1 pseudogene is annotated in these 260 nt (G+C 53.8%); it reads right to left on the reverse strand.

From position 1 onward, the window contains the following. Positions 1-260 (reverse strand): annotated as a pseudogene (locus HMPREF2572_RS07920) (integrase); the annotation flags it as partial.

Raw genomic sequence — 260 nt, forward strand, 5'->3', positions numbered from 1 at the left:
ACTCTGCCTTTGTAGCCCATGCGCTCAATGATACGGCTGATGGTTGCGTCGCTGATAAAACCGTCCGTCTTGGTTCTGCTGGGAAACAGAAATGACGTATTACCGGTAAGCTCTTTCAGTTCTGCCAAAAGTTCAAGCGTCCAGTCAGCCAGCGGGACGGCATGGGGCGGTTTCGGTGCGGTCTTCTCGTGCTTCATACGCTGGGCGGGAACTGTCCATACTGCCGCGTCAAAGTCTATTTCATTCCATTGTCCGCCCCT

Source organism: Neisseria sp. HMSC064E01, assembly GCF_001808875.1.
GTDB classification, from domain to species: domain Bacteria; phylum Pseudomonadota; class Gammaproteobacteria; order Burkholderiales; family Neisseriaceae; genus Neisseria; species Neisseria sicca_A.